Raw genomic sequence first — 21,940 nt, forward strand, 5'->3', positions numbered from 1 at the left:
CAGTCAGGCCGGCTGCTTCTTCGTGAGCTCGACCATCATCTTCGAATAGCCTCGAACGAAGTTGGACTGCACGATCTCCGGCTCGCCCAGCACCTCGATATCGGAGAACCGCACCAGCAGCTCCTCCCATAGGATCCGCAACTGCATTTCAGCAAGTCGGTTGCCCATGCATCGGTGCACACCGAATCCGAAGGCCACATGGCTGCGCGCATTGGCGCGGTCGATGATGAGTTCGTCCGGACGCTCGAAGTGGCGCTCATCGCGATTTCCCGAGGAGTACCACATGACGAGCCTGTCGCCTTTCCGGATGAACTGCCCATTGAGGACCGTGTCGTCCTTGGCGACGCGGCACATGTAGGCCAACGGGGTCTGCCAACGGATGATCTCGGACACCATGTTGGGGATCAACCCGGGGTTGTCCTTGAGCTTGGCGAACTCGTCCGGGAACTTGTTCAGTGCCAGAACACCGCCGGTCATCGAGTTGCGGGTGGTGTCGTTGCCACCCACGATCAGCAGCGTGAGGTTGCCGATGAACTCCATCGGACGATTGATCAGATCCTTGGTGCTCTCGTGCGACTGGAGCAGACTGATCAGGTCGAAACCCGGCTCCTCACCGGCCGCTTTGCGTGCGGCCTTGTCATGCCACAGCTTTGCGAATTCGCGAGACATTTCGATCGCGGCCTCGAACATTTCATCGACTTCGGATGTACCGCCGGTAGCCCCTGAGCTACCTGCGGCCAAGTCGGACAATTCCGCGAGCCTGCGGCGCTGGTCGTAGGGGAAGTCCAGCAGCGTCGCGAGCATCCGCGAGGTCAGCTCTTTCGAGACCAAGTCCACCCAGTCGAAGGGTTGGCCGACCGGCAGGCCGTCGAGCACCTCCTGCACCCGTACGCGGATCAGCTGTTCCATCTCTTTGAGGTTCTTTGGTGCCACCACACCCTGCACGGCTTGACGCTGGAGGTCATGCTTGGGCGGGTCCATGGCGATGAACATCTCGACGTCCAGGCCCTCCGGCGGAGCACCGATCACGATGTACGGCTCGGCCGAGAACTGGTGATGGTTCTTGTCGACGGAGAGGATGTCCTCGTGGCGCGTAACCGACCAGAAGGGGCCGAAAGCGCTGTTCGGTTGGAAGTGCACCGGCGCCTCGTCACGCAGGCGCTTGAAGTAGGACTGCCAGCGTCCCTGTCGATACATGAACGGATTGCTCATATCGATTTCCGACAGCGGCACGTCTGCGACGTCGGGAATCGGCGATTCGGTGAAGACCGGTGGCTGGGCGCTCTTGAACGCAGCCCGCTTCGCCTTGCTGTACAGCTGTGCGCCGCGGATCTGTAAGGGGAGCGGAATGTTTGCCTGCGCCTTGTCGATCACTTTGTCGAGAACGCTCATGAGTTCGCCTGCCTTGCCATGGCTCGAAGAATGTCGGTGTGCATTACATCTGGAATTCGGGTAGGTGAACCGTCATGCCGTCCATCGCTGCCGAGGCTTTGATTTGGCACGATAGGCGCGAGGTCGCCTGACGTTCGGGCGTCAACTCGAGCATCTCTTCTTCGTCGTCACCCTGCTTGCCTGTCAGGCTCACCCACTCGCTGTCGACGATGACGTGGCAGGTGCCGCAGGCACACTCGCCGCCGCAGTCGCCATCGATACCCGCGACCCCATTGCTGGTCGCGATCTGCATCAGCGACTGTCCCTCGACAATTTCGGTCTCGTGCGATTCGCCTTCATGTGAGATGAAAGTGATTTTTCCCATGCCGTACTTCCTTCCAGCAGATGCACATTGCCTGCCAACTTCCGCGTGGTCGTACCCACTGGAGGACGTCGATCCAACCTAGGAACTGGACAGTTCCTAGTTAATCTATGGCGTGCCAATGCAATGTGTCAAGATTGTTCGATGACCGATCCAGTCGCCGTGGTCCGGCCGTTCAAGGGCGTCAGCGCCGCTGACCGTGTGCGGCAGCGGCGTGACGCACTACTTGACGCGGGCCTCAGAGCGCTCGCGGACGGCTCCCTTGCTTCGGTCACCGTCGACGACGTCAGTGCCCGGGCAGGCCTATCGAAGCGCTATTTCTACGAGCACTTTCGCACCCGGAACGATCTCTTTGCGGCCCTGGTCGAACGACTCATCGAGCAGTTGACCGCAGCCGTCGTGAGTACCCCGCAGGCGCCGAACACCGGCATGCTCGGTCGGCTCCGAGAAGCGGTAGTGGGCGTCGTGTCAGTTCTGGCCGAGGACCCGGGAAACGCACGGCTGTTCGTGGACACTATCGGCGGTGACCAACTCAGGGATACCGTTCAACGGACCGAGCATGCGATGGCCGCTCTGCTTATCGATGTGACAATCGCGGACGCGCAGGTGACGGAGAAAGAACGCACTCGTCTGGATATGGCAGCCCTCATCTTCGTGGCGGGGACTGCGCAGGCCGTGAGCGATTGGCTGAACGGCGGCATCGATTTGTCGCGGGCCGAACTGCTCGAGGAAATCGTTCGCTTGGCAGCGGCGGCAATCCGCACAATCCTTCCCGATCTTTGATCCCTTGGTCCATCCCGCCATCGCACCACCAAGTCGCGCAGGTCTTGACACAGCGTTGATCAAGGCGTTTGACTAATAGTCCGCCCGGGGGCGTTCTGGAGGTTGACGTATGCGCAGCATAGGGATATCGAGTCGGGAGCATCGACGCGGAGCAACCCCCCATCGAGGGATTTTCTCAGTACTGACACTGGTTGCGGTGTGCCTTCTCCCCTTGGCAGTCACCCAGGCAGCGAGCGCAGAACCAGTGGCGGATACCGGTTTCGCGATCCCCTTCTCTGGGGCGCCTGGCTTTGAGCGCTTGGCACCGACACTGATGACCAGTCCGGATCAGCTCAACCAGCCACTCGGCCAGCAAGCGGCGGACGAGATTGCCGGCCAGATTGGGCTCAGCAGTGCCGACGCGTTATCCGAGCAGCAGTATCGCGACCTCATGGCCGGTGGCGGAGTCGGCGGCAGCCGCGACGCTGCCGACGTGATCGATGCATGCGTCCAGATCCTCACCAACACAAACGGCCGTCCCCTCTATTCCAACGTCAATGGCCACCTCACACCGCCGGTACTGGCCAGCTACGGGCTCTACGTGAACCCCAATGGGCAGCTCCAGAGCCCGGCCAACGCATCCGCGCCGACGAGGCAGGTGAACTCTTTGATCGCTCCAGGGGGTTTTGTGGGCACGTGGATGCGGAACAACGGTGCGACGCGAACCATGATAGCTCTCTATCGATCGGCATACACGATAGAAGCCGTCTATGGCTATGCAGCGCAACAGATTTCGGGTGAATCTCAACTGGTGACAAACACCAAGGGGGGAGTGACGTCGACGGTCGGCATGTCGATGGCGCCGCCGCTCTGGATAGTGAACTTCGCCCTGCTCTACATATTGAAGCCCTCCCTGGCGGCCGCGATGCCTGCCTACTGGACTCCCATTCCTCCGCCGGTCGCCGACGCCGTGAGGTCGAGCCCCACTGGCCAGGTTCCTTTCAGCGACTATGCGTCCTACTTCGGGTAATTCCGCTTTCGCACCGTCACCTCCAGCACGGCTTCGACATTGATCGATGACCGATCCAGTCACCGTGGTCCGGCCGTTCTGTCCCCGGGTTCGATGGAGGTGCTCATCGCCCGCGCCTGGACTCGAAAAGCCAAGCGCAGTAGCAGCTTTCTTTCTTGATGCGAGGGGCCGAGAAGACCGAGAACCCAGCAGGTCACCGTGACGGAACTTCGTCAGCGGCAGGATCGATGACCAGCGCCGGGGTCTCGGTCAGCCCTTTTCGGGCGCGTCTACGTTCCGATCATCGACGCAGCGAACGTCGCGCCTTGCGTGGTGCTTCCGTTGGTGGCATACGTCAGGTGGGCGAAGCTGTTGAAGCCTCCGAGCTGGCAGACTGGGTCGCCGAAGTTGCAGAAGCTGCGTGCCCGTGAACCGTACGTGGCGCTGGCTGATTCGATCGTCTGTCGTGTGAGTCCGAGTGGGTTGCCGAACACGACCACGGCTTTGACTCGGCTCGCTACGTCAGCGGGCAACACGGCACCCGTGAAGCTACTGGGTGTCCGGAGCCCAATTGCATTGGAAACCACTGTTGCACCTTGGGAATACCCTCCGAGGATGAACTCGGTGTCAGGGCATGCTGCGGCTACGGAGGTGACGCGCGCGACCAGGTCGCGCGAACCGGGACCGGCGCTCGTCTGACCGTAGCTCGCCGCGTAGTTCACCGCGTAGGTGCTGACCGAGCGGCCCGGTAGTTGTGAAGTAACGCTGCTGGCGAATGGGCCACCCGTAATTCCCAGTCCCGGGAATTCACCAGTACCGCGCGCGAACGCGATTTCGACGTCGGAGCACGGCGCGGCCGTGGCAACAGCCGTCGGTATCAACACCGTTGAGGCGACAATAGATGCTACTGCGCACACTTTGGCTACAAATCGGGTCTTCATGTAGTCCTTTGGGTCGGATGGGTATTTCCGCAGGGAACTCTATCGAGCTTGGGCGCAAATCGCTGTCGAACCTTCTTGCACGGCATGTCAGATGATTTGTGTTTGTCCGAACTGACACGGACACGGCATTTTAGATGAGCACAACGGTGGATGGAAGGCCCGTGAGGTGTTCGTCGATGCGAGGTGGGGCTAGCGCTACCAGGGATCCACGGGTTCGGTCTATTCCGTTGATATCGAACCCTAGGTGAAATGGAGCAATGAAAACTCACATGCGAGCAGGTATGACGGCAACTGTGATGGCGGTAGCGATGGCACTGGCAAGCTGTTCCGCCAATTCGGACCAGCAGACGGAGACATTCGAGTTCAGTGGGCCGCGCCTTGACGTAGTGAACTCGAATGCAAACATGCCGGTCACGGCCTGGGAGCAAGACAGCAACAACGAGATAGTCGTCACGGTACAGACCGAGACGATGGTGAAGAGCGCAAGTAGGCCTGCGTGGTCACTCGACGGGGCCAGTCTGAACCTTGGCACGCCCTGTGATGGCGGGGTAGTCGGCTATTGCGAAGGAAGCTACTCAATTGCCGTCCCAAGCGGAACCGAGGTTCACGTCAATGGTGCTCCCGCGACAACTCGCTGATCAGTCGCGGCCCTGCACACGTAGGTAGGCCAGAACCGCCGCGACTCTGCGGTTCTGGTCGTTGTTCGGTGGAATGCCGAGCTTCATCATGATATTCCCGATGTGTTTGACAACGGCGGCCTCGCTGATGAACAGCATTCGCGCGATGGCGGCGTTGGAGTGTCCCTCGGCAACAACACCAAGGACGTCGCGTTCACGTGGGGTGAGCTGCTCCAGAGGGTCGCGACGTCGACCGATCATTTGAGTGATCACAGCGGGATCGATTGCTGTGCCCCCGGACTGAACCCGCCGAAGGGTATCAGCAAACTCCCGAACATCGCTGACCCTGTCCTTGAGCAGATATCCGATCCCAGCATTGCCCGCACCATCGAGCAGTTCGGCCACATAGCTCTGCTCGATGTACTGGCTGAGCACCACAATAGGAAGACGCGGATTCTTTTGCCGCAGCTCAGAGGCCGCCGCGAGACCCTCGGACCTGAAGTCAGGTGGCATTCGGACGTCTGTGATGACCAGATCCGGGTCATGGCGCCCACATGCCGTCAACAGTTCGTGCGCCGACCCAACCGCTGCGACGGTGACGAAACCGTTACGCTCCAACAACATTTGCAGCCCCTCGCGGAGCAGAGTGTTGTCCTCGGCGAGGACAACACGTAGAAGCTGTGCGTCATCACAATCCGGATCACTCATATCGTGCTCGGATTGGGAGCCACCACGGTGATGCTTGTCGGTCCGCCGAAAGGCGAATCGACGGTAAGGGAACCGTCCAGGGCTGCCAGGCGGTCGGTGATTGCGCTCAAGCCGCCGTCTGTGCGGCGTGCACCGGCTCCACCGCAACCGTCGTCATGGACACAGATGCGAATTTGGTCGGGCGTAGGACGGGTCAACGTAACTCTGGCGCGACTGGCAGAACTGTGCTTCACGACATTCGAAAGCAGTTCGGAAACACAGAAATAGAGATTCGTTTCGATTTCGGGCGGCAGACGCAGATCGAGGCGGTCGTCCACTGCGACGGGAATGGTGAAGTTGTCCCCGATCTCCCGTACAGCAGAACCCAGCCCGTGGTCGATCAGCACCTGAGGGTGGATGTTGCGCACGACCCTCCTCAGGTCATCGAGGGTCTTACGCGCTTGTTGTTGCGCGCGGACGATATCGTCGCGACCGGGGGAGTCTGACGGGAGTGCGGCGAGCGCAAGACCCAAAGTCATACTCACCGAGAGTAATTGCGGTTGGACCGCGTCGTGTAGGTCACGCTCGATGCGGCGACGCTCGACGTCGAAGGAACGGACCAGGCGGGCACGCGACTGCGATGTTGCAGCGAGATCGTGCCGCAACCTTTGCTCCGGCCGAGTCAGAATCTGCTGTACGAGTCGCACATGTGTGGCGCTCCTGAGGTTTGTGTGGGCGCCATTTCTGCTGTTCAGGGCGGGTTGTGTTGTTGGACGCAGTGTTCGGCGAGTTGCCGGTGAGATGAGGGACGCGCACGTGTTGGGCCTCTAGATTTCCCGTACACCCTCCCACCCATCGACCAGTGGCGCGTTTCGCGTGACTTACTGCGGGGCACTCGAAAGCAATCGGGGAACGAATCAACGAGAAGGCAGCGCAATGAGAGCAGTCACCTGGCAGGGAAAACGCAAGGTCAGTGTGGATACGGTCCCGGATCCGCGGATCGAGAAGCCGACCGACGCGGTCATTCGAGTCACCACCACCAACATCTGCGGTTCCGACCTGCATCTGTACGAGGTACTGGGTGCATTCATGTCCGAGGGCGACATCCTGGGCCACGAACCGATGGGCATCGTCGAGGAGGTGGGCTCCGAGGTGGGGAACCTGCAGGTCGGTGACCGCGTGGTGATCCCGTTCCAAATCTCCTGCGGCCACTGCTACATGTGCAATTCCAGCCTGTACACCCAGTGCGAGACCACTCAGGTCCGCGATCAAGGCATGGGCGCCGCGCTCTTCGGCTATTCGCGCCTGTACGGCCAGGTGCCGGGGGGCCAGGCCGAGTACCTGCGTGTCCCGCAAGCACAGAATACCCACATCAAAGTACCTGTCGGACCCGATGATTCACGGTTCGTCTACCTTTCCGACGTCCTTCCGACGGCGTGGCAAGCGGTGGAGTACGCAGCGATCCCGGATGGAGGTTCGGTGACCGTCCTCGGCCTCGGCCCCATCGGCGACATGGCCACTCGAATCGCACAGCACAGGGGATTTCGCGTCATCGGCGTGGACCGCGTCCCCGAGCGCCTGCAGCGCGTATCCGCGCGTGGCGTCGAGGTGTTGAATCTCGACGAACACGGCAACGACCTCGCGGACGTCATCCGCGAGACCACCGACGGCCGAGGCACCGACTCGGTCATCGACGCTGTCGGCATGGAGGCCCACGGCTCACCCGTCGCCAAGTTGGCGCAGCAGCTCACCGCCGCCCTCCCCGACGCCATCGCGGGGCCGATGATGCAGAAGGCCGGTGTCGACAGACTCGGCGCGGTCTACAGTGCCATCGATATCGTCCGCCGCGGTGGCACGATCTCCCTCAGCGGTGTGTACGGCGGGATGGCCGACCCTTTGCCTCTGATGACGCTGTTCGACAAGCAGATTCAGCTACGCATGGGTCAAGCGAACGTGCTGAGATGGGTGGACGACATCATGCCCCTGCTGACCGACGAGGACCCCCTCGGTGTCGACGATTTCGCCACCCACACCCTCCCTCTCGATCAGGCACCCCACGCCTACGACATCTTCCAGCGCAAGGCCGACGGCGCAGTGAAGGTGCTGCTGAAGCCATGACGCGGGTACGGATGGTCGAGCACGGGCCGCTGATGATCGAGGGACCAGTCGAGATCGAGATGCCCGACGGCCGGATCGTCGAGTCGGATCGAACGATGGTGGCGCTGTGCATGTGTCGACGGAGCAAGATATATCCACTGTGCGACACCAGTCACCGCAAACGCCGCTAATCCAGACGCAGTTCTTCGTAGTGCGTACGCATCGCGTCGATGAGGAGCGCGAACACTCGGTGCGCGGCATCGAGATCGGCGTCGGACACCTCTGCCAGAGCGGAGGAGGTTCGGGCGCCGAGTGGACCGAAGAATTCGCGTGCCACTGCCATGCCGTGTTCGTCGTATCTCAGGATCACTTTGCGGCGATCGCTGGCGTCCTTCTCGCGCCTGATGTGTCCGGAATCGATCATGCGCTCGACGAGGTACGTCATGGCTGCCGAGGACAGTCCGAGCTGGGTGCCGAGTTCACCGGCCGTCAGCGGACGACCCTCGACATCGGCCACCATTATCAACAGAAGTGCCCGAAAATCGTTGGGACCCAATGAATGCTGCGCCCCGAAAGCGCGGCCGATCTCCTCGGAGACAGCCGACATGGCGCGAAGGTCCGATGAGATCATCGATTCCAGTTCACTCCGGTCCGGCACTACATCCCTCTCGTCGGCAATCGCGTCACACTATCGCGCCGCGCGCATGCAGTATCTCTCAGTTGCTTAATTGTTAAGTTGATGAGATTGTTTCTGAGTGGACTTCTGGAGCCGATTCGCCCGAATTGTCACTTCGCGTCGATCGTGGGCGCTCGCCCTCGCCGTCCTCGTGCTGTCCCTAGGTTTCATGGCTGCCGTCGGAGAGAACGAATCCGCAGGTCAGGCACCGTCCTCGGTACCACCCGAGGCAGAATCGGCCCAGGTCACCGACCTACTGGCCCAGTTCCCCGGCGCCGATACCGCCGCTGCCCTACTGGTGCTGAGCCGCAGCGACGGCGCAGCATTGAGCGCCGCCGACCTCGACGCCGGTCAGCAAGCACTCGACCGACTCACGGCAACGCTCGGCGACACCGAAACCACCGCCTCACCACTCATTCCCGCCCCGGACGGTGAGGCGGCACTCGGAACGGTCGAAATCGACTCGTCCCTGTCCGGCTTCGACCTGACCGAGCAGATAACTTCCCTGCGCGACGCAGCCGCCGACGGCCTCCCCGACGGGCTGATCACGCAGATCACCGGCGGCCCCGCGTTCGGAGCCGATATCGCCAACTCGTTCTCCGGCGCCAACGTCACACTGCTTGCGGTGACAGCCCTCGTCGTCGCCATCCTTCTCATCGTCACCTATCGGTCGCCGATCCTGTGGCTGGTCCCCCTCACGGTCATCGGCTTCGGAGATCGCGTCGCCACCTCCGTCGGCACCGCTCTTGCACAGGTGACCGGGCTGTCGTTCGACGGCTCCACCTCGGGCATCACCAGCGTTCTCGTCTTCGGCGCAGGTACCAACTATGCCCTGCTGCTCATCTCGCGGTATCGAGAGGAACTCCGCCACGGCGACGGACGGGAGGACCACCGGGCCGCGCTGGCGCGTGCCGTCCGTCATGCCGGACCCGCCATCCTGGCCAGCAACGCCACCGTCGTACTCGCGCTGCTCACCCTGCTTCTCGCGATCCTGCCCAGCACCCGCAGCCTCGGCGCACTGGCAGCCGCCGGACTCGTCGTCGCAGCCGTCTTCGTGCTCGTCGTACTACCACCCCTGCTAGCACTGTTCGGCCCCAAGCTGTTCTGGCCGTTCGTGCCCAAGCCCGAGGACAAGGACACCGCCACCTCCGGCGCCTGGTTCTCCATCGCCGCAGCGGTATCGCGGCACCCGATCAGGACTGCCACCGTCACCATCGTCGCGCTGCTCGCGTGTTCGGCGGCCCTGTTCGGAACCGGCATCGGCCTGTCGCAGACCGAGCAGTTCCGCGTGTCCGCCGAGTCCGTCGAGGGATTCGACACCCTCGCCGAACACTTCCCGGCCGGTCTCGCCGATCCCACCACCGTGATCGCGCCGACCGATTCGGCCGAGGACGTCGATGCGGCGCTCGACTCGGTCGGAGCCGTCTCCTCGTTCACCAGGGTTGCCGAGTCCGGCACCGGCCTGACGCAATGGTCCGTCGTGACCGACACCGCACCCGCGTCCGCGGAAGCATTCACTGCGGTCGGCGACCTGCGGACTGCATTCGACGGCATACCGGACGCGCTCGTCGGCGGTAGCGACGCCCAGGCACTCGATACCAGCGAGGCCGCTGCGCGCGATCGACTCGTCGTGGTGCCCGCGATCCTGCTCGTCGTACTCATCGTGCTTTTCGTCCTGCTGCGTGCACTCGTGGCGCCCCTCCTACTCGTCGGGACCACCGTGCTGAGCGCGTTCGCGGCCCTCGGCGTCGGCAGCTGGGTCAGCAGCAACATCTTCGGATTCCCCGCACTGGACGACAATGTCCCGCTTTTCGCGTTTCTGTTTCTGGTCGCTCTCGGCGTCGACTACACGATCTTCCTGGTCGTACGCACGCGCGAGGAGACGCCCGGACATGGCACCCGGGCGGCCATCGTCCGCGCCGTCGGGGCCACCGGCGGCGTCATCACCAGCGCAGGCATCGTGCTGGCGGCCGTCTTCTGCGTGCTGGGCGTTCTCCCACTGATCACACTCACCCAGCTGGGAATCATTGTGGGCCTGGGCATTCTGCTCGACACTTTCGTCGTACGCACGCTGGTCATCCCGGCCCTGTTCACCCTCGTCGGCCCGGGGATATGGTGGCCGAACCGCATCGACTCCAACAATGCCGAACATCTGGATCAGAAGGAGTGAATTGATGAAGATACATTCGATCGCAGCACGGGCCGTTGTGGGCGGGGCATGCGCGGCAGGACTTCTCCTGAGCGGGGGCGTCGCCGGGGCCCAGCCTGCACCCTCCGGATCGGCCGGGTTCGAGCTTCCGACATTCCAGCTGCCGACGTTCGAGCTTCCGACGTTCGAGCTTCCGACGTTCGAGCCGTTGGCGCCGGTTCCGTCGCTCGACGTCGAGCGCTACCTCGGAACCTGGAACCAGGTGGCCGCGGTTCCGCAGCCGTTCAACCTGGCTTGCGCGAGGGACACCCAGGCGAACTACCAGCTCATCGATGCCAGCAACATCCGGGTGGAGAACACCTGCACCACGTGGACCGGTGGCCAGAACGGCATCGTCGGTAACGCGCGCGTCAACGACACCGTCACCAATGCGCAGCTGCACGTGAGCTTCCCGAGTGTGCCCACCCAGGGCGACCCGGACGGCCCGACCAACTACATCGTCGCCTACATCGCCGACGACTACTCGTGGGCACTCGTCGGCGATCCGCTGCGTACGTCCGGCTTCGTCCTCTCGCGCTCCCCGGAGGTTTCGCCGGAGCAGTTCCGCGAGATCCGTGCGGTTGCCGAGTCGAAGGGCTACAACTCGACATTCATTCTCACGTCACCGACACCCGGCGGGGCGACCGACATCCGCCCGCTCTCGACGTACTAGGCGCTCCGCGCATGTGAGTGGAAATACGTGTCCCACTATGCATTTCCACTCACATGCGGCGAAGCCGCCTCAGTCGGCGTTCAGCGCCACCCTGCGCAGCAGGTCGGCCAGCGTGGCCATGTGCTCGGCGCTCAAACCCTCCAGGAGTTCGCGGTCGGCTTCGATGCGGAGAGGAAACACGCGGTCGACGAGCTCGCGGCCGGTGTCGGTGAGCCGCAGCAGCACCACGCGCCCGTCGCGCTCGAGCTTGAGGCGTTCGAGTAGTCCCTGGCTCACGAGCCGCTCGGAGATCTTGGTCGTCGATGCGCCGCTCATCAGCGTCACCGATGTCACCTCACTGGCCCGCAGTGGCCGGTCGGCACGCCGCAGCGCGCCGAGGACGTCGAATTCGGCGCGGGATACACCGGTGGGCGCCAGTGCCGCCTCGAAGACGGCGTTGGACTTGGACGCGATCCTGCCGATTCGTCCCAGTATCTCGATCGGTGAGGTGTCGAGATCGGGGAGCGCCGAGGCCCATTCGCGTCGCACTCGGTCGACGAAATCGCCGCCTGATGTCTTCCCCTGGATCATGCGTTCACAGTACGACGCTCGCCAGTTTGTTTACTAGTGAAACATCAGTAAACTTATTCGGGTGGCCGCACCCTCCGACCGAATCGAACATTCCCGCGCAGCACTCGCCCACGCGGTGTCGAGCCGAACCTGGCGTCAGGCCCTCTCACTCGGCCGATCCGACGCGACCCTCGCGCCCGCCATCCGCGTCGGCCTCGCCACTGCGGTGGTTCTCATCGCAGGCGGATTGATCGGACGACCCGAGCTCGCCGGTTTCGCCGCACTCGGGGCGACATGCTCGGCGTTCGGACGCTACGAGCCGTACCCGCGGCGCGCCGGCAAACTGGCCCTGGTCGGCGGGATGATCGTGCTGTACGCGACGCTGGCCGCGCTGGTCGGTGTAGTAGCGCCCTCCGCCGCGATCGAAGTCATTGCGGTCTCGATCGCCGCAGGTGTCGCTGCCCTGCTCCTGGCAGCGTTCGCCGTCATGGGGCCGGGCGCGGTCATCCCGGTCTTCGCCTCGACCGCGGCCATCGCCTTCGCGCACACCGCCGCGGACGTGGTGACAGTGTTCCTGGCGACGGCAGTCGGCGCGCTCGTCGGCCTCGGCGCGGCGCTATTACCAGCGCTTCTTCACCCCGCCGGACCCGCGCAGCTCGCCGTCGCACGCGCTCTCGCCGCCGTCGATGCGCACCGCGGCACACCCCGCGACGAGCCCGCGCGCGCCGCGATCGCACACGCCCGCACCGTCGTCACGCTCAACGGTGGCGCACGCGCGGACCGGCACCGGCTCGCGCTGATGACCCTCCTCGACGACGCCGAGGGTCTGCTCGATGCCTGGGCGCGGGGGGACGATCCCGCACATGCCGAGACAGTCCTCGCCCACGAGCGCGCACTACGCGCGCTGCGCCGCTACGACGGGCTGCCGACAGGCGCTGCGGTCGCCCTCCCCGCGCCACCGAGAAGCTTCTTCGCCGAGGGCCTCGCGCGAATCACCTCACGCTCCCTGATACTCAATGGGATTCGCATCGCAATCGCTGCTGCGCTCGCCGCGTGGTGCGCGAGCGCCCTCGGATTCGAACACCCACTGTGGGCGACGATGGGCGCGGTGGCCGCCATGCAGGGCGTCACGTTCCAGTCCACGGTTCAGCGCGGAATTCAGCGCCTACTCGGAAACATGGCGGGCGCCGCGATCGCGGCCGGGTTGCTCGCCTTGTCCCCGGGCTACTGGCAGGCCGTCCTCGCCGTAGTGGCATTCCAGGTCACCGCCGAGCTGCTGGTGGTCAAGAACTACGCCCTACTGTCGATCGCAGTCACGCCGATGGCGCTGATTCTCACCGGTCTTGCCGGCCACCTGTCACCCGCCGTCGCGATCGACCGCGTCGGGGACACCCTCGTCGGGGTGCTGATCGGGATAACCGTAGCGGCTGTGACGATCGAAATCGGCGACCGCCAGCACCTGCCTGCTCCCCTGAATCCGGGACCGAATCCGGGACGCGAAGACTAGCTCAGGACGGTTGCGACGGGGGTCGACGGGCGGCCGATCAGCTTCTGCAAATCCCCGGATTCGGTGTCGAGTTCGCCGCGAGCGATACCGGCGTCTGCACTGGCGAGCATTTCGGCGACGAAATCGGGAAGTCCGGCCCCCTGCAGAATCTCGCGGTATGTCGCTTCCGGGACGTCCTGGTATTCCACCGGCTTACCCGTCACCTGCGCCATCACACCAGCCAACTCGGTGTAGGTGAGACGTTCGTCGCCGCCGAGTTCGTAGATTCTCCCGGCCTGATCCTCGGACACGAGCACGGCGACGGCTGCGGCCGCGTAATCGGAGCGCGAGGCGCCCGCGAGCCTGCCGTCGCCGGCGGATCCGAGGAGCACCCCGGTGTCGGCGACCTGCTGCAGCGGGCCCTGGTAGTTCTCCCAGTACCAACCGTTTCTCAGCAATACGGACGGGATCGAAGACGAGGCCAAGCGCTGCTCCGTCGCAAGGTGTTCGGCGGCAAGGCTCACACCGGAGGTGTCTGCGGCGAGGATGGAGGTGTAGGCGATGAAGGACACACCTGCCGATTCAGCGGCTTCGATGACGTTGGTGTGCTGAGCAATTCGCTGCCCCACCTCGGATCCGGACACGAGCAGGAGCTTGTCGACGCCGTCGAGTGCGACCTTCAGAGCGTCGCGATCGCCGTACTCGGCGACGCGCACCTGGACGCCGCGCGCTGCCAGCGCTTGCGCCTTGGCGGCATCTCGCACGATTGCCACGATCTCACCGGCGGCGACGCCGCGCTCGATGAGCCCGTCGACGACGAGAGCGCCGAAATGCCCTGTTGCACCTGTTACTGCTGTGGTCATGTCATCTCCTGAGGTTGGGAAGTCGATTCCCCACCACTATGCACTTACTTTTTCGATAGTGCAATACAAATGCGCAGCAATTACGGGACTGTTTGCGCTAACATGGGGGAATGAGCGAAGCGGACCCCTCACTCGAAGCCGACGTCTTCGCACGCAACTGCTCCTCCCGCGACGTGCTGCAAAATGCGACGAGCCGGTGGGGCACACTCGCGCTGGCCGCACTCAGCGAGGGCGACTACCGGTTCAACGCACTGCGCAGGCGAGTCGACGGCGTCAGCGAACGAATGCTGTCGCAGACACTCCAAGCCCTCGAACGCGACGGAATGGTTGTACGCACAGTGCTGGAAACCATTCCACCGAAGGTCGAATACAGCCTCACCCCGCTGGGCCGACAGGTCGCCTCGCAACTGACAAGCCTGATCGAGCTGCTCGAATCCAACCTGCCTGCCGTCCTCGAGGCCCGCGAGCGCCACGACGCCCGCTGACTGGGCAGGCGGCACCGTTTCCTCTCCGTTATCGTATGGTTTCCCATTCGTGACCATCGATGTCTGCGGTCGTGTCCGAAGGCGGGGACCGTGAAGTGCAGGGCGCCGCGGGCGAACGAGCGAGCGACCCTCGACCGGCACGAATCTATCGGGAGGCTCTTCATGTCCACCACAGTCGCAACCAGCAAGTCTGCAATCGCGAGGTCGGGAAAGGCCGTCACGCGGACAGTCGGCGGCGCAGCAGCAATCGGAATAGCCTGTGCAGCTGCCGTTCTGCTGCCGGGCACCGCCTCTGCTGCTCCCGTCGCATGCACCACCGCACCGGGCGGCGCAGCGCAGGTCGCTCTCGACGGAACCTCGCAGTGTGACAGTGTCGCCGACGCCACGAGCGCTGCTGCCGGTTACGGCATTGCAGGCTGGGGCTCGGCAACCGCCGTGGCAAACGCAGCGGCGCTCGCGCTCGGACTCGAAGGCGGCACCGCAGTGGCCGACGCATCGTTCGGAGGTGGCCCGGCAGCAATCGCCTTCGGCCCCGGCAGCGTCGCGGCCAACGAAGGCGTCGGCCCAGGCCTGTCCATCGCAGTGGCCGGCCCCGGCGCCACCATCACCCTGACGCCGACCGGCGCGGTCTGCGACGGACCGGGAATCGCCGGAAGCTTCACCACATTGCAGGGTTGCATCGGCTGAGGTGCTCTCGGGCGCATCTGTTGACCTACAACCCTGTTCTGGGGAAGCATGAGCGGGTAGCAACCCCTTCGCGGCCGGACCCGGTCGCACACCAGATCAGGAGCCAGCCCGATGATGTCCTACCTGCTGTACGACGCTCTACTACCCCAGGTCGGTCACGACGTTGCCGTCTACTGGGCTTCGTTGCTCGTCATCAAACCCGTATAGCACCGCACATACGAGAGGGGCCGCACCGACATCGTCGGCGCGGCCCCTCTCGTTCCGTGGACAGGTCAGACCGCAACTCCGGCAGCCGGAAGCAGTCTGGAGAGCACGTCCGACATCGTCACCACGCCGACCGTGGCGTCGCCGTCGACCACCAGTGCGAGGTGGCTGCTCGTCTCGCGCATCGACGCCAGAGCGACATAGACCGGGGTATCGGCTGCGATCGTGAAGACCGGACGGGTCACCTCCGCCAAGTCCACCTCACTGTTCAACGTGTCGCGGACGTGCACGACTCCGCTGACGGTCTCGCCATCCTTGACGAGGATGCGCAGATGTCCCGAGCGCAGCGAGGCCGCCCGCACGTCGGCGACGGTGGCCGTCGGCGGCACGGATGTCGTGACGCCGTGGCGAACCAGGTCACCCACCGTCAGCCGCTGGAGCTCGAGGGCACCGGATAGCTGCACCGAGTAGCTCGCGTCGAGCGCACCCACGTTGACCGAATGCTCGACCAACTGACGAAGATCGTCCGGGCTCTGACCCGACCCGATCTGATCCGCCGGTTCGACCCCCACTTTGCGCAGGCACCAGTTGGCCATGTTGTTGAGCACGGTCAGAATCGGCCGTGTCAAGAACATGAAGCCGCGCATCGGGATCGCCAGCATGGTCGCGGACTTCTCGGGGTGCGCGATGGCCCATGACTTCGGCGCCATCTCGCCCACCACCAGGTGCAGGAAGGTGACGATGATCAGGGCCAACACGAACCCGGTCACGTCCGCGACCCAGTAGGGCAGGCCCCAATGCTCGAACACCGGCGTGAAGTAATGGTGCACCGCCGGTTTCGTGAACGCACCGAGCGCCAGCGTGCACAGAGTGATACCGAGTTGCGATCCAGCCAGGAGCACGGTCAGTTCGCTGGAACTTCGCAGGGCCGCGCGCGCGGCCCTGCTGGTCATGGCCGCATCCTCCAAACGGTGACGTTTGGCTGCGAGCAACGCGAATTCGACGGCAACGAAGAAGGCACTCGAGGCGATGAGGCCGATAGTGACCGCGAGAAATACCCACAGGTTGCTCATCGGTGCTCGTCCAATTCTCGATCGCTCGTGTTGTCTTCGGTGTCGGAATCCCCGCTACCGCTCTCTCTTTGGCCCAGTTCGAGACGGACCAGAGAAGGCACGTAGTTGTCGATTTCCAGAACTTCGACGGAGACGAACCGTTCCGGAGCATCGTCGTCGGCGCCGATCAGATCGGCGGAGTCCGCCGGTAGATCGACTTCGATACGCGTCCCCACGGCGGGAAGTGCGCCGTGGTGCGTGATGACGAACCCGGCGATGGTCTCGTAGTCACCCTGGGGCAGGTCGTGGTCGATGGACCGTTCGACCTCGTCGACGTGGATCTCACCCGACATGGTCCAGGTGCCATCCTCGCCTGCGATCGGGGCGTAGTCGACGATGTCGTCGTCGTGTTCGTCGGTGATCTCGCCGACGAGTTCCTCGGCCAGATCCTCGATCGTGATGACGCCCGTGAGTCCGCCGTATTCATCGATGACACAGGCCAATTGGTTCTTCGAGCTACGAAGCTCACCGACCGCATCGGGTAGCGCCTGGGTCTCCGGAAGGATCAGGGCAGGTCGAACGAACTCGCTGATTTTCGCCTCGGGTCGACCGACGATCGCGAGAATGTCCTGTAGATGAACGACACCCACGATGCCGTCGTCCTCGTCGAGAACGGGATAACGCGAATGCTCCTGTCCCATCAGCGCTTCGACCTCTGCAAGCGTGTCCGTGGCACGGACGGTGGCTGCTCGGGACCGCGGAATCATCGCATGCTCGACGGTGCGCGTCGGAAAGTCGAGGATGCGATCGAGCAGATCGGACAACTCGTCGGGCAGATCGCCGGAGTCCTTGGACTCGGCGACGATGTGCTCGAGGTCCCTGGGCGTGGCCGAGTGCTCCACGTCGTGCACAGGTTCGATTTTCAAGGCCTTGAGTAGCAGGTTCGACGCGTGGTCGAAGATGGTGATGAGCCAACCGAATGCCTTGAGGTAAATCGTGGTCGACAGCGAGAGCCATCGCGCCACCGGTTCGGGGCGCGCGATCGCGAAGTTCTTGGGGAACAATTCGCCGAAGAGCATCTGCACGAAGGTCGAGAACAGCAGCGCTGCGACCGCGCCGATACCCACGCCGACCGCGGTGGGGACGCCGACGCCGCCCATCATGGTCCCCAGAGACTGTCCGATCAGGGGTTCGGCCACGTAACCGACGAGCAGGCCGGTGACGGTGATGCCCAGCTGTGCACCGGACAACATGAACGACGTGCGCTTGGTGACCTGCAGTGTTCGACGCGCAACTACGTCGCCTTCTTCGGCGCGCGCCTTCAGGCGGGACCGGTCCACGGTCATGTAGGAGAATTCCTGCGCCACGAAGTAGCCGGTGGCCACCGTGATGAGAAAAACTACGAGGAAGCCGAGCAGAAGAGTGAGCACTGCACTCATTCGCCGGACACCGCCTCGCACATAATCGATGTAGTGCGGGGAGCCGTGTCCGGCCCGGGTTTATCGCTGTCCATGAATCCTCTGCTTGTGGATGGTGGGAGTGCTGCCCGATTCTAGCGGGTCGAGCGCTCCTCTGGCGCCTTCACCACCAAAACGGGCACCGGGCTGTCGAGCAGCACACGCTGCACGGTGCTTCCCATCAAGAATTTTCCGACCGCCGAGCGTCGGCGCGACCCGATCACGAGCAGCGTCGCTCCGATCTCTGCGGCCAGATCGACGATGGCTCCGGCAGGATCCCCGGCATCGGGTTCGACTCTGATCGAGAACTGCGCGTCGGCCAAGTCGCGGCTGGTCAATATTTGCTCGGTCGCGAGACGTGTTGCCTCCCTGTCCTCTTCGCTGACGGATTTGGCATCGACGACGGCGAGCGCAATCAGTTCCTGCCCCCGTAGCCTCGATTCCTCGACTCCGCGCACCAACGCCTCACGGCCCTCGGGTGAATCACTCGTTACTACGGCTACCGACATCGCTCGTCTCCACTCGTTAGCTGTTCATGGGGGTCACACTTACTTGATACGCCGTACCGTCCGACTGGACTTTGCAGATGCAGCTTAACTACTCTCCGACTGTGACACATCACACGAAAGGCATTTGATGGGGGTTTCGCCCACACTGTCCAAATCACTCCTGGCGATCGCAGTCATCGGCGCCGTTACCGTCGCGGGCATCGATGCAAGCCGCAGCCAAAGCGGTTCCGACGCCCGGTCCAAGCTGACGATGATCGCGCCCGCAGCAGCCGGCGGAGGCTGGGATCTCGTTGCACGCGAGGCACAGCAGGCGATGCGCTCGGACAACATCGTCAACAACGCGCAAGTGGTCAACGTGCCGGGCGCCGGCGGCACGATCGGACTGAGCCAACTCGAGAGCCTGTCCGGCCAGGCGACGACGATGATGGTCACCGGCACCGTCATGCTCGGCGGAATCGCGATCAACAACTCCGAGACCACGCTGGCCGACACGGTGCCCATCGCCAAGCTCGCCGAGGACTTCGAAGTCTTCGTCGTCCCGAAGGAATCGCCGTACCAAAATGTCGAGGACATGATTGCGGCGTGGCGTGCGAATCCCGGCGGCCTGCCCATCGGCGGCGGTTCGCTCGGCGGCATCGACCACATCGTCGCCGGCCAACTCGCACAGCAGGCGGACATCGATCCGGCGGCGATCAACTACATCGCCTACTCCGGTGGCGGCGAAGTGCTCACCGCACTGCTCTCCAACACCGTCGGCGTTGCAGTCAGCGGCTACAACGACTTTCGCGATCAGATCGAAGCCGGCAACGTACGCGCACTCGCCGTCGCGGCACCCGAACCGGTGGACGGAATCGATGTCGACACCTTCGCCGAACTCGGATACGACGTCGACCTGGTCAACTGGCGCGGCTTCGTCGCACCGCCCGGAATCTCGGACGAGGACCGTCAGACCCTGATCGATATCGTCACGGAGATGTCGGAGACCGAGCAGTGGGCCAGCGCCGTCGAACGAAATCGGTGGAAAGAATCCTTCTTGACCGGTGATGAGTTCGGCGAGTTCCTCGAGGTCGAACAAACCCGCATCACCGACATCCTTCGAGAGTTGGGACTCGTATGACCTCCGAGACGAAGTCCTCCGCGGACAACGATCCGGTTTCTCCTTCCCGAACCCCCGAGGCTTCGTTCTGGACCGGACGCAGCGGCCTCGTCGTTCCGGCATTGCTCGTCGCACTCGGCCTGTTCCTCGTCTACGGCACGGTGACGATGACCGTTCCGGAAACAGCGACATCGCCTGGCCCACAGGTATTTCCGTCGATCGTTGCCGGTGGATGCTTCATCATCGCCATCCTCGTCACCATCCAGTTGCTCCTGAAGCCCGATGTCATCGACCGCGGAGTCGACGAGAACGGCGTCGTGGACACGGGCAGTGTCAGCAACTGGCGCACAACGGGGATCACCGTCGCCTCGGTGGCCGTCTTCATCGCTCTGCTGGACCCGCTCGGGTGGGTTCTGGCCGGTGCACTCCTGTTCTGGGGTGTGTCGATCGGACTCGGTAGCCGTCGGTACGTGTTCGACGCCGCCATCGCATTGCTGGTCTCCTCCGCGGTGCAGATCGCGTTCTCGGCCGGACTCGGACTCACGCTCCCCGGCGGCATCCTGGCGGAGGTGTTCTGATGGATTCGCTGAGCAATCTCCTCGAGGGCTTCGGGACTGCCCTGACGCCGATGAACCTCGTGTGGGTTCTCGTCGGCGCCATGCTCGGTACCGCGGTGGGCGTTCTGCCCGGCCTCGGTTCGGCCATGGCCGTTGCACTGTTGCTTCCCGTCACGTTCACCCTCGACCCCACCGCGGCGCTCATCATGTTCGCCGGCGTGTATTTCGGCGGCCTCTTCGGTGACTCGATCTCCGGCATCCTGATGAACACCCCCGGCAACAGCACCGCGATCGCGGGCACGTTCGAGGGCCATCGGATGGCAAAGAACGGCCGGGCGCCTCAGGCACTCGCCACGTCGGCGATCGGCGCCTTCATCGGTGGCATCGTCGCAACCACGCTGGTCGTGTTCTTCGCACCCGCGTTGGCCGATCTTGCGACGAACTTCGGTCCTGCCGAGTACTTCGCGCTGGCTGTCTTCGCTTTCGTCGCAACTTCCGCGGTGGTGTCGGACTCGGCGCTCAAGGGTCTGACCGCGCTGCTGATCGGCTTGACTCTCGCCGTCATCGGCATCGACGGGCCATCCGGCGCCTCACGCTTCACCTTCGAGGTGCCCGCGATGTTCGACGGCATCCACATCGTCGTCATCACCGTGGCGATGCTCGCTCTCGGTGAGGTGATCCACGTCGCGTCGAAGATCGGACGGCCGGAGGACACCTCGCTCATCGCCTCCGAAGGCCGCCCCTTCCTGAGTCGGGCCGAGTTCCGAGATGCTCTCCCTGCCTGGCTGCGCGGTACCGCCTTCGGTGTCCCGTTCGGCGTCATCCCGGCCGGCGGCGCCGAGGTGCCGAGCTTCCTGTCCTACGGCGCCGAGCGCAGGCTCGACCGCAACAGGAAAAACCCCATGTTCGGCAAGGGCGCCATCCGCGGTGTCGCCGGACCGGAGGCAGCAGGCAACGCCACCGCAGGTACGGCGATGGGCGCACTCCTCGCACTGGGTCTGCCGACATCGGCTACCGCCGCAATCATGCTCGCTGCGTTCCAGCAGTACGGCATGCAGCCGGGACCGTTGCTGTTCGAGCGCAGCGGCGATATCGTCTGGGCACTCATCGCCAGCCTGTTCGTCGCGATGGTGGTTCTGCTGATTCTGAACCTGCCGTTCGCGCCGTTGTGGGCGAAACTGCTGAAGATCCCCAAGAACTACCTGTACGCGGGGATCACCGTGTTCGCGGCCCTCGGTGTTTACGCATCGAGCGCGTCCATCGTGGATCTGATGTTCATGCTCGGTCTCGGCATCCTCGGGTTCATGATGCGGCGCTACGGCATTCCGCTTGCTCCCGTGCTGATCGCTGTCATCCTCGGTCCCCTCGCCGAGGACTCGTTGCGACGTGCGCTTGCCGTCAGCGAAGGCGATCCGAGCATCCTCATCGGCAGCGGCATCACCGTCGTGCTCTACACGCTGCTGACGATCGCCATCGTGTTCACCATCGTCAGCAAGGTCCGCTCGCGCGCCAAAGCCGACTTCTGAATAGGCGCTTCGCGCATGTGAGTGGAAATACGTGTCCTGCTATGTATTTCCACTCACATGCGGCGG

General features: G+C 63.7%; 23 protein-coding genes. 12 read left to right on the forward strand and 11 right to left on the reverse strand.

Annotation, left to right across the window (positions count from 1 at the left end; translation table 11 throughout):
• Positions 1-3: 3 nt before the first annotated feature.
• Complete coding sequence (locus tag J1M86_RS00765; protein WP_206508352.1) at positions 4-1,392, reverse strand: cytochrome P450; 1,389 nt, start codon at positions 1,390-1,392, stop codon at positions 4-6.
• A gap of 43 nt (positions 1,393-1,435) precedes the next feature.
• Positions 1,436-1,756: a 2Fe-2S iron-sulfur cluster-binding protein gene (locus tag J1M86_RS00770; RefSeq protein ID WP_075839399.1), complete on the reverse strand. Its 321-nt coding sequence runs from the start codon at positions 1,754-1,756 to the stop codon at positions 1,436-1,438.
• A gap of 141 nt (positions 1,757-1,897) precedes the next feature.
• Here J1M86_RS00770 and J1M86_RS00775 point away from each other — a divergent pair, with 141 nt between their 5' ends.
• Entirely contained in the window at positions 1,898-2,536 is a 639-nt protein-coding gene (locus tag J1M86_RS00775) for a TetR/AcrR family transcriptional regulator (protein ID WP_075839398.1), read from the forward strand.
• A 109-nt stretch (positions 2,537-2,645) separates the two neighbouring features.
• Positions 2,646-3,545: a hypothetical protein gene (locus J1M86_RS00780; protein WP_206508354.1), complete on the forward strand. Its 900-nt coding sequence runs from the start codon at positions 2,646-2,648 to the stop codon at positions 3,543-3,545.
• 269 nt (positions 3,546-3,814) lie between these two features.
• Here the strand turns inward: J1M86_RS00780 and J1M86_RS00785 are convergent, their stop codons facing one another.
• From J1M86_RS00785 to J1M86_RS00795, 3 genes are all read right to left on the reverse strand, one after another.
• Positions 3,815-4,408 carry a cutinase family protein gene (locus J1M86_RS00785; RefSeq protein ID WP_307786493.1) on the reverse strand — a complete coding sequence of 198 codons (594 nt, stop codon included), beginning with the start codon at positions 4,406-4,408 and terminating at the stop codon, positions 3,815-3,817.
• Between the two features lie 695 nt (positions 4,409-5,103).
• The gene (locus tag J1M86_RS00790) at positions 5,104-5,790 is read right to left on the reverse strand and encodes a response regulator transcription factor (protein ID WP_206508358.1); all 687 of its coding nucleotides are present in this window, start codon (positions 5,788-5,790) and stop codon (positions 5,104-5,106) included.
• Positions 5,787-6,476: a sensor histidine kinase gene (locus J1M86_RS00795; RefSeq protein WP_206508360.1), complete on the reverse strand. Its 690-nt coding sequence runs from the start codon at positions 6,474-6,476 to the stop codon at positions 5,787-5,789. Before J1M86_RS00795 ends, J1M86_RS00790 begins: the two co-directional genes overlap by 4 nt.
• A 229-nt stretch (positions 6,477-6,705) precedes the next feature.
• Here J1M86_RS00795 and J1M86_RS00800 point away from each other — a divergent pair, with 229 nt between their 5' ends.
• Both J1M86_RS00800 and J1M86_RS00805 read left to right on the forward strand, forming a co-directional pair.
• Complete coding sequence (locus J1M86_RS00800; protein WP_206508362.1) at positions 6,706-7,887, forward strand: zinc-dependent alcohol dehydrogenase; 1,182 nt, start codon at positions 6,706-6,708, stop codon at positions 7,885-7,887.
• Positions 7,884-8,057 carry a CDGSH iron-sulfur domain-containing protein gene (locus tag J1M86_RS00805; RefSeq protein WP_075841009.1) on the forward strand — a complete coding sequence of 58 codons (174 nt, stop codon included), beginning with the start codon at positions 7,884-7,886 and terminating at the stop codon, positions 8,055-8,057. The genes J1M86_RS00800 and J1M86_RS00805 overlap by 4 nt, the downstream gene beginning before the upstream one ends.
• Here the strand turns inward: J1M86_RS00805 and J1M86_RS00810 are convergent.
• On the reverse strand, positions 8,054-8,497 hold the full coding sequence (locus J1M86_RS00810) for a MarR family winged helix-turn-helix transcriptional regulator (RefSeq protein ID WP_075841095.1): 444 nt from the start codon (positions 8,495-8,497) through the stop codon (positions 8,054-8,056). The two genes, J1M86_RS00805 and J1M86_RS00810, sit on opposite strands and share 4 nt — an antisense overlap.
• Positions 8,498-8,711: 214 nt before the next feature.
• On the opposite strand from J1M86_RS00810, the gene J1M86_RS00815 reads away from it, so the two are divergent.
• Positions 8,712-10,712 carry an MMPL family transporter gene (locus J1M86_RS00815; protein ID WP_206508639.1) on the forward strand — a complete coding sequence of 667 codons (2,001 nt, stop codon included), beginning with the start codon at positions 8,712-8,714 and terminating at the stop codon, positions 10,710-10,712.
• Positions 10,713-10,716: 4 nt separating this feature from the next.
• On the forward strand, positions 10,717-11,403 hold the full coding sequence (locus J1M86_RS00820) for a lipocalin family protein (RefSeq protein WP_206508364.1): 687 nt from the start codon (positions 10,717-10,719) through the stop codon (positions 11,401-11,403).
• A 69-nt stretch (positions 11,404-11,472) separates the two neighbouring features.
• Here the strand turns inward: J1M86_RS00820 and J1M86_RS00825 are convergent, their stop codons facing one another.
• Positions 11,473-11,973 (reverse strand): MarR family winged helix-turn-helix transcriptional regulator, encoded by a 501-nt coding sequence (locus J1M86_RS00825; RefSeq protein ID WP_075841008.1) that lies wholly within the window; start codon positions 11,971-11,973, stop codon positions 11,473-11,475.
• Positions 11,974-12,034: 61 nt separating this feature from the next.
• On the opposite strand from J1M86_RS00825, the gene J1M86_RS00830 reads away from it, so the two are divergent.
• Entirely contained in the window at positions 12,035-13,459 is a 1,425-nt protein-coding gene (locus J1M86_RS00830) for an FUSC family protein (RefSeq protein ID WP_307786494.1), read from the forward strand.
• Here J1M86_RS00830 and J1M86_RS00835 read toward each other — a convergent pair.
• The gene (locus J1M86_RS00835; RefSeq protein ID WP_206508365.1) at positions 13,456-14,301 is read right to left on the reverse strand and encodes an SDR family oxidoreductase; all 846 of its coding nucleotides are present in this window, start codon (positions 14,299-14,301) and stop codon (positions 13,456-13,458) included. The two genes, J1M86_RS00830 and J1M86_RS00835, sit on opposite strands and share 4 nt — an antisense overlap.
• A gap of 110 nt (positions 14,302-14,411) precedes the next feature.
• On the opposite strand from J1M86_RS00835, the gene J1M86_RS00840 reads away from it, so the two are divergent.
• Positions 14,412-14,786 (forward strand): helix-turn-helix domain-containing protein, encoded by a 375-nt coding sequence (locus tag J1M86_RS00840; RefSeq protein WP_206508367.1) that lies wholly within the window; start codon positions 14,412-14,414, stop codon positions 14,784-14,786.
• A gap of 162 nt (positions 14,787-14,948) precedes the next feature.
• Positions 14,949-15,473 carry a DUF6764 family protein gene (locus tag J1M86_RS00845; RefSeq protein ID WP_075841093.1) on the forward strand — a complete coding sequence of 175 codons (525 nt, stop codon included), beginning with the start codon at positions 14,949-14,951 and terminating at the stop codon, positions 15,471-15,473.
• Between the two features lie 272 nt (positions 15,474-15,745).
• On the opposite strand, the gene J1M86_RS00850 is transcribed toward J1M86_RS00845, so the two are convergent.
• The 3 genes from J1M86_RS00850 to J1M86_RS00860 all read right to left on the reverse strand — a co-directional run bounded on the left by J1M86_RS00850 (position 15,746) and on the right by J1M86_RS00860 (position 18,695).
• Complete coding sequence (locus J1M86_RS00850) at positions 15,746-16,750, reverse strand: hemolysin family protein (protein ID WP_206508369.1); 1,005 nt, start codon at positions 16,748-16,750, stop codon at positions 15,746-15,748.
• Positions 16,747-18,168: a hemolysin family protein gene (locus tag J1M86_RS00855; RefSeq protein ID WP_206508371.1), complete on the reverse strand. Its 1,422-nt coding sequence runs from the start codon at positions 18,166-18,168 to the stop codon at positions 16,747-16,749. The genes J1M86_RS00850 and J1M86_RS00855 overlap by 4 nt, the downstream gene beginning before the upstream one ends.
• A gap of 113 nt (positions 18,169-18,281) precedes the next feature.
• Positions 18,282-18,695, reverse strand: coding sequence for a universal stress protein (locus J1M86_RS00860; protein ID WP_206508373.1), 414 nt, complete (start codon positions 18,693-18,695; stop codon positions 18,282-18,284).
• 127 nt (positions 18,696-18,822) lie between these two features.
• On the opposite strand from J1M86_RS00860, the gene J1M86_RS00865 reads away from it, so the two are divergent.
• Genes J1M86_RS00865 through J1M86_RS00875 form a run of 3 tightly spaced genes read left to right on the forward strand, consistent with a single transcriptional unit; the run spans position 18,823 to position 21,874 of the window.
• Entirely contained in the window at positions 18,823-19,812 is a 990-nt protein-coding gene (locus J1M86_RS00865) for a tripartite tricarboxylate transporter substrate binding protein (RefSeq protein ID WP_075841005.1), read from the forward strand.
• Positions 19,809-20,369, forward strand: coding sequence for a tripartite tricarboxylate transporter TctB family protein (locus J1M86_RS00870; protein WP_206508374.1), 561 nt, complete (start codon positions 19,809-19,811; stop codon positions 20,367-20,369). The genes J1M86_RS00865 and J1M86_RS00870 overlap by 4 nt, the downstream gene beginning before the upstream one ends.
• On the forward strand, positions 20,369-21,874 hold the full coding sequence (locus tag J1M86_RS00875) for a tripartite tricarboxylate transporter permease (RefSeq protein ID WP_206508384.1): 1,506 nt from the start codon (positions 20,369-20,371) through the stop codon (positions 21,872-21,874). Before J1M86_RS00870 ends, J1M86_RS00875 begins: the two co-directional genes overlap by 1 nt.
• Positions 21,875-21,940 lie beyond the last annotated feature (66 nt).

This window comes from Rhodococcus sp. KRD197, from assembly GCF_017168235.1.
Classification (GTDB): Bacteria; Actinomycetota; Actinomycetes; order Mycobacteriales; family Mycobacteriaceae; genus Rhodococcoides.